Consider the following 8,131-nt stretch of genomic DNA (forward strand, 5'->3'; position numbering starts at 1 on the left):
AAATTATGATGTTTCTAACGGCTCGCTAAAAATCATTGCCCGTAAACAAAACATTGCCTGCCCCGGTTTAGGAGGACAGCAAAAAACCTGGACCTCAGGTCGTTTAAACGGCAAGGATAAAAGTGAATTTCTGTATGGCCGCATCGAATCGAGAATCCGTTTTGATAAGTTGGAAGGCGGCACTTGGCCTGCATTTTGGATGTTAGAAAATCGTATCGGCCAACAGCCGATTAAAGGGGACGGCGATTACATTGGTTGGCCTAATGCGGGTGCCGGTGAAATTGATGTCTGGGAGTGGTTCTCTAACGAACCGGACTCTTATATCACCAACTTTTTTAACAGCGAAAGTTGTGCCGGGGAAATTCGCTATAGCTACCCGAATGGTGGTGCAGATGTGCAAAATTGGCATAACTATGCGATGGAGTGGAGCAAAGACCTGATCTCTTTTTACATTGATGACACCTTAGTTGTCTCACAAGACATGACGAGCTGCAGTCAATATGAAGAGCCGATGTTTGTACTGCTCAATGTCGCTATGGGTGGCATGCTGGGAGGATACATCAATCCAAGCCTCACACAAGCAACCATGGAAGTCGACTATGTTGCCCACTGTACGGCTTCCAGTGGTAATAATGCAAGCTACTGTAATGAGAGCACGCCTAGCGTTGCTGGAGAACCAACACCAACACCAGAGCCAACACCAGGGCAAACGCCTTTACTGACAATATTCGCAGAGCAAGTCGATGCGGATTGGACGGTCTATGACAGTAGCACGGCGACAACGCCAGCGGTTATCACTGACGCGAGTGCTTATGGCGCTGTTACAGAGTTTATTGGGGAAACCTCTGATATGGCGCTTGGCTATGCAACCAGTACACCACTTGATATGAGTGCTTACGTAACTTCAGGTACACTTGAATTTGATATTAAAGTAACCGGTCTGCCTAATAACAGCAGTGCATCCTGGCTATTAAAAGTTGAAGCTAACGGCGGTATATACGATGGCGATGAGACACAAGGCTCACAAGTCGAAATGCCTATCTCGCCTGTACTGAATGAGTGGGTACATGTAAGCCATAGCTTAAAGGATCTGGGAAATGCGGGTCTATTATTGACGGGTATTGATAAGGTGATGGTATTCCCTGAGTGGACTCAAGCTTTAGGTGCTGAATATCTTATTGATAATGTTGTGTTCTTAGAAAATGCACCAACGTCAGAACCAACGCCTACGCCAGAACCAATCGTTCCTGAAGAGCCTTCAGAGCCAGAACCAGAACCAACCGATCCTGAAGAGCCGACTGAGCCAGAACAACCGTCAACACCAGAACCGACGCCTGCGGCTTCTAACAGCAGTGGCGGTAGTTTAAGTCAAACGCTATTATTATGCTTAGGTTTGATATGTGTGTTTAGACGTCAAAGAAAAGGCTCGTTAGTTTAAGCCTGTTTATGATATCGACTTAAAAAAACAGTAAAAAGACTGAAATAACTGCTTATTTCTAATCCTATTATTTGGAAAAGGATAAGCAGTTATGAATCAGAGAAATACAGCAAAAAGCCAGGACAGCAAAAAGACAGCACCCAAATATTTTAACATAACTAAATGATTTACAAGGTTACAACTTATGGAAGTTCTATCTTTCGTAAACTGGAGTGACAGGCTTTGCGTTTTGCAACACAAGCAAAACGCAAGCCGACCCCATATCCTATGCGAAATGCCCCCGACATGCCGGGGGCATGATTTACTCTGCTTATTGAGCGTCTAAGGCGCCACGCATTACATTGTAAATGGCAGTATTTTCTACCGTACGTCCCACAAAGGCATGCGAGTTAAGACCCCAAGAAGCAATCGGAACATCTACATTGGTATGGCTTCCCCATAACCAGCTCACTTCTGGTACTTCACCTACACCGTTGGTTTTTTCAAGTTGTAAGCCACCAGTTTCATGGTCGGCGGTAGCAATGACCATTGAATCACTGCGCAACTCAGCCCAGTTAGCCACTTCTTTAACAGTTTTATCAAATGCGATGGTTTCATGAATCATCCGTTCTTCATCATTATTATGGGAAGCAAAGTCGATTTGCGAACCTTCTACCATCAACACAAAGCCGTTAGGATTTTTCGACAAGATCTCTATCGCGGCAGCTGTCATTTCATTAAGCTGTGGGATATCTTGCATTTCATAACTATTCTGGTCGCTTAGCGGTAACACATAAGGAATTTCATCTTCACCAAAAATACCGGCAAAGAAAATTTCAGCATTTTCATCGGTTTCAGGTAGAGTTGCTAACGCTGAGATTAAGTCCGTTTTGGTCTTAATCAAAGTATAACCAGCTTTAGTCGCTTCCTCGCTAATCACGTCTACACCATCCACTTGCTTGCTACCACATAACGTTACGTTAGGTTTTACCTTGCCGTACATGCTTTTAGACAGTGTGACAAAGTCATTTCGGTTTGGCCCATGTGCAGCAAAAGCCGCTGGCGTGGCGTGCACACAGTGTGACGTTGCTACAACACCTACCGATTTACCTAAGCTTTGCGCGTATTCCAAAATAGTTTGTAAATCAGAGGCATCACCCGGACGTGCCTGAGCAATCGTCCCTGAAATAACCTTGCGCCCAGTCGCCATTGCCGTAGCAGCAGAAGCTGAATCGGTGTAGTAGTTAACACCTAAGTCAGGTAGATTTTCGTAACCCAAGGTATCGGCGTTAGCGGTTTTAATATCACCACGGTGTTTGCCTGACTCAAGGAATAACGCTTCCCCTTTATAAGCTCTGGTTACGTCAAGTTGCGCATAACCCATGCCGTCGCCAATCATCATTACAATGTTTTTCGCTTTTTCCAGCTCAATGACATCGACATCATGGCTAGCGCTGGATTCTGAAGTGAGACCTTGATTGGTAGTAAGGGTAACGTGTAACGACCCAAGGCATCTGCACTGGCTATTTGGCGCTTAGTAACAGGTGTTTGAGTATTATCATCGCTAAGCGTTACGTTAGCATCACTGGTGGTAGCCCAGCTATAAGAACTAACAAAACTACTTCCGTCGGCTGTTAAGTTAGCTGCCACATTTGCGCCGGTAATGGTGTCGTGACCGACAACCGCTTTTACTTTTGCAATAGATAGTGGAACCGCTAATTGGCCGTCACCCAGTGCCGACAAATAGAATACATAAGTACCCGCTTCGAGCTGAGCAGACATTTTACCACCCGGATAAGTCGTATGCGATGACTCGCCTTCGGTTAAACTGATTGGTTGATTATCTAAAGAGCCATAAACGAGCGGCTCAGTGATGCCTTGATGTACGTTAAAACTAACGGTACCCGCTTCTGCAAAGGTCACTTGAACTTGGTAATTACCTGCGCCAGCGTAAGAAAAAACACTACTCTCCGAAGCAGTCCAATCGTTAAACGTGCCAACCAAATACATTGGTTGAGTCAGGTTATCAGCATCGGTCTCTGTGATATTTTGGATCAGCAAGGTTGGGTTATTAATACCCTCTGAAGAATCCAAGGTAAAGCGATACACTTGGTCTTCATCATTGGCTACAGTGATATCCATATTTTGGTTAGTAAAATCATCGTATTTACGTTGCATTTCCATCGGTATATCAAATACCACTTCGGCATCAGCATCTTCGCCAATTGCCAAATCGCGTTCAGCGCTCCAATTTGGATCTGAGATCTTAAATGAGTAATCGCCTGGCTGCATACTAAACAAGGCAATATATTCTCCTTCGCCTTGATAATGTAATTGCGCTTCTGGACGAGATGACCAACTGTTCATTGAACCTTTAATGTACAAACGACAATCTTTAGCGGCATTTTCGGCTAACTCTTCATCAGTACATTTGAATGGACCTAGATCGATGGTATCCGCAATTGGCGGAGTAACATAAACATACTCAGTATCCTCAGAACAGCCAATAACTGCCGAAGCAAGAAGCACACTCGATAACACTTTAATAACATTTCCAATTTGCATTTTATTTCCTTAATACATTGATTTGCTTAATAAGCTTTGATTCAAATAATAAGTACATAACTTGAATAGGTAAAAAAACGTCAGCTGAATATATGCTAATCAGTTTTTCTCTGGCAGGAGAAGCAACGATGAAAACATACAAATAATTGACCTGTTAACAACAATAACAGATATATGCCTTGAATAAATCCGTGATGAGCCCAAATAAAACAGCAAAGTAAATTAATGCGAACCAACAAGCAAGGTGTTGATTTTTCATGATTTTATATTACGTATATGACAAAACCGTGAAGCTCAGATGATAAATTGTATTATCTGATAATTATTTTCATCCCAACTCTTTAAGGAAAAAACATAGGCACGATGACTTTTTGTTTACACCGAAGAGTAAGTATATTTAAGGGAACCCGTATTTTGGTTTTATCATTGTCAAAACGGAAGCGATTAAAAATGTAAAGGCCAAGCTCTCTCGCCAAGTTTAGATTTAGAAGAGGAAGGAGGCACTAAGGCGCAGTTTATTCACGACCCAAAAGGCAGAAACAGTTAGTTGACGGCATCTGCAGCTTAGGTTTTCAACCCTATTAAATGATGACCTACATTCACCTATTATTACCTCATTTCACTCACCAAAACATGCAGATTAACAATTCAAACACTTTTATGAACAATAGTTTTGCTCTCTATCCTGGGGAAGTATCTACCGACTATTTTTTAGAATTGGCAATGTTAATGATCTTTGCTTGATAGTATTAAGCGCTTAAAATCCTATTGTAATAATTTCAATAGATTAAACGACAGAAAACACTCAATACAGATATGACAAAAGGTAGAGAAAGGTAGGACATATATGGAGGTTCCACATCTGGCAAATAATTGAGTTAACAATGGTTAAAATACTCTGGCTGGTGATGCTGTGAAATAAACAGCTATCAACATATATCTGCGTCCCTTTATAAAGAATAAAAACGGGTCAACCACACGGTTCATTCACCCATTAAATCCAACCATCACCCTGCAGTTTGCTAATTATTTTGCTTGTTTACTGTGTTTTCTTATAACAATTTGCCTTCACTGCTGTTTTAATTATTTAGCGCAAACGGCAAAGCATGTCGCCAGTAAAATGAAATGACTTTCTCAGCTAGATCATCCAAACTTATTTTAAGTTAGCAATTAGCAGCATCAGCCTTACGCAGCTGAACCGCGCTTCGGTGCGTTATTAAGCACGCCCGCGAGTACAGCATTATCTACTGACATGTCGCTTGATGCAGTAGCCCAAACTCTACGACGTATATTTGACGGGCTAGCAAGAAGAGCCGTAGCTTGCTCGCGTGAAATAGGCTTGCTGAATAAATATCCCTGAATTGAATCGCATCTCAAATCCTGCAGCACCTGCAGCTGGCGGTCAACCTCCACTCCCTCTGCAATTACATGTAAGCCGAGACTATGCACCATCGCAATGATCGCGCTAACAATAGCAGTATCATGGGCATGATCGGGGAAGTCGTGTAGAAAAGACTTGTCAATTTTTACAACATCAATAGGAAAATGCTTCAGATAACTAAGAGAGGAGTAGCCAGTACCGAAATCATCCAGTGAAATACGCATCCCCGCACGGCTAAGAGCATTAATAGTTGATTCTGCGGTTTCGAAATTCTGGATTAGTGCGGATTCGGTAATCTCTATGGTCAGAGAGGTCGGTAGAATCCCCACTTGCTCAACAGTGGACAAGACTCTTTCAGCAAGTTCTGGCTTGCGCAGTTGAACAGCAGAGAAATTGACAGCCATGGTCAAGTGATCATGCCCGGCAATCTGCCAGGCTTTTAATTGCCGGCAAGCATTTTCTAATACCCAACTGCCAATATTTTCAATCAGCCCCGCATTCTCCGCTATTGAAATGAAATCCTCTGGCGACACTAAGCCCAGTTCCGGGTGGCGCCAGCGCAAAAGTGCTTCAAAACTGGCGATACGACCTGTTTTCATTGAGACCACAGGCTGATATTCAATAAACAGTTCATTACGTTCAAGTGCCCGGTGTAATTCTCCTTCCATACGTAATTGTGTTTTAGAGCGCAGGTTCATCTCTTTACTATAATAAAGGCAGACATCCCTACCGAGGGTCGCTTTAGCTTCACGTAAGGCCAGGCTGGCATTCGTGAGTAATATATCGGGATCTTTGCCATCGTCTGGGTACATACTGGCACCGACACGGGCATCTAGAAAAACTTCCGTTCCTTCGAGTTGTACGGGTTCATTCAGCGAAGCAAATAAGCGTTGAATAATCCAGGTAGCAGATTCCTCATTTTGCATATCCGTTAATAACACAGCAAACTCACCACTATTGACGTGTGATACACTAACACCAATATTTTCTGCGCCATCAATCGCGACAGTATCAGTAGAACGCAGTGTTGTTTTTAAACGTGCTGCCAGTAGCTTGACAAGCTTTTCCGCAGCAACTTCGCCCTGTGTATTCCTGATGACCTGCAGGGTATCAATGTCAATAAATAACACGGCGATTCGGCTGTTTAAACGACTACTACGCTCAATCCCTTGTGTAATTCGGTCAATCAGAACGATTTGATTCGGAAAGTCGCTGGATTTATTTGTAGCAGTAACCCCTTGAGCACTTTGTGTGCAGATTAAGGCTTCAAGTTCTGCTATACGATGATGCAGCTGCTGCTCTGTGGTGATCTCTGTTGTATCGCTATCTGATAATAACTCGGGTTCGCTGATAATTGGCGGAGTTTCCTGGACGGTATCCTGAACCTTATGCTTAGCTGTATTACCGGAATGCTCAACAACTGACCAGCGAGTAACCTGATTGCGTCCCGATTCTTTAGCGTGATAGAGGGCCTTGTCTGCAAGGTCGATAATGAATTCCGGTGTTGTTTTCCCACCGGCGACACAGGATACACCGAAACTTGCGGTGAAGGGAATCGCGCCAGTCGATTCATCGCGCTTAACTTTATCTACAACTAAGCGCATACGCTCCGCAATATACGCAGCCTGCTGCTCGTTCACGCCTGGAAGCACGATACAGAACTCTTCCCCACCGTAGCGACCAACCAGATCGTTGCTGCGTGCAGTTTCAGTCAGAATCTTAGCAAGCAACTTAATCACTGTATCGCCCGCCGCATGACCGAAACGGTCATTAACCAACTTAAAGTGATCAATATCGAGCATAATACAACTTAGAATTTCGTCTTCATAGTAAGCTTCACTCAATAGGGTTGCGAAGCCTTCAAATAGTGAGCGGCGATTGAGCAATCCGGTCAGAGGATCTAGTGTTGCCAGCACCTGCAATTCCCGATTCTGGCGTGTAATTTCCCGCTGACTATGTTTGATCCGACTCAGAGCTTGTTCCAGATCCGTATTTTTATTGTCTAATTCAGTAACATCATCAAAAGTGACAACAATACCACGAATCTTTCCATCGGGAGCCTGTATCGGCATAAGATTTACTGCAAAGCGGAGCTGCTCATTCAGTGTAGTGCACAGTGTTAACAGAGTCGGTTTCGCCTCAATATCATCTAATGCCAACTGCCAAGGTAGGATACACGGCTCTGCATTGCCCTCTGTGTTTGCTGACTTCCAATCGAGTACAGATAAATTTTTACCGATAAGAGTTTGTGCTGGCTGCCCCAATTTATGCTCAAATGCAGCATTTACAAAAACGATGCGGCCACTACTATCTAGTATGACTAACCCTTCGGCTAATACATTGAGCGCCGCACGTACACGATCCGGCACGACTGCACTAGGATCTAGTTCATTCAGAGCGCGTTTTAAAAACAGCCAATAAACAACAAAACCTGAAATTGATATAAAAACAATTACGCTAATAAGAGAGCCGCCACGAAAAAAAATGAAAGAATTTCCGCCCAGTGGCTTAAAGCTGACTTCAACAGCCCCCCAGCGCCCGGAATTATCATGAATGGGCACCTGTATATGTGTTGATGTTGATGAGTCCTTATCAAGCGGTTGCCAATGGCGAATATGATCACCGGCAATGGAAATTAGGCGGTTATCGACGGTACGCAAGCCGACAGAAAGGATACTTTCATTGCGTTCCTGCAAAGAATGCATCACCGCCGTTACGGAGTCCATATTACCTTGAACAACATTTTCCGATACCTGAACAGCTAATGA

The 8,131-nt window shown here is 43.6% G+C and carries 4 protein-coding genes; 1 reads left to right on the forward strand and 3 read right to left on the reverse strand.

Annotated features, from left to right (window positions below; translation table 11 throughout):
- The coding region (locus AC4GME_RS14545; RefSeq protein WP_490379644.1) for a glycoside hydrolase family 16 protein at positions 1 to 1,438 on the forward strand (1,438 nt) is incomplete at its 5' end.
- Positions 1,439 to 1,748: 310 nt separating this feature from the next.
- Here AC4GME_RS14545 and AC4GME_RS14550 read toward each other — a convergent pair.
- The 3 genes from AC4GME_RS14550 to AC4GME_RS14560 all read right to left on the reverse strand — a co-directional run.
- Positions 1,749 to 2,819 carry an alkaline phosphatase gene (locus tag AC4GME_RS14550; protein WP_490377255.1) on the reverse strand — a complete coding sequence of 357 codons (1,071 nt, stop codon included), beginning with the start codon at positions 2,817 to 2,819 and terminating at the stop codon, positions 1,749 to 1,751.
- A complete protein-coding gene (locus tag AC4GME_RS14555; protein WP_490377256.1) occupies positions 2,819 to 3,982 on the reverse strand; it encodes a hypothetical protein in 1,164 nt (387 codons plus the stop codon). Before AC4GME_RS14555 ends, AC4GME_RS14550 begins: the two co-directional genes overlap by 1 nt.
- A gap of 1,185 nt (positions 3,983 to 5,167) precedes the next feature.
- On the reverse strand, positions 5,168 to 8,131 hold a 2,964-nt coding region (locus tag AC4GME_RS14560; RefSeq protein WP_490379645.1), incomplete at its 5' end, for a bifunctional diguanylate cyclase/phosphodiesterase.

It is taken from the genome of Psychromonas sp. (assembly GCF_983033635.1).

Bases quoted from the DNA above. Each gene is read 5' to 3' on its own strand.
- AC4GME_RS14550 (WP_490377255.1), bottom strand. From the start codon at position 2,819: ATGATGATTGGCGACGGCATGGGTTATGCGCAACTTGACGTAACCAGA.
- AC4GME_RS14555 (WP_490377256.1), bottom strand. From the start codon at position 3,982: ATGCAAATTGGAAATGTTATTAAAGTGTTATCGAGTGTGCTTCTTGCT.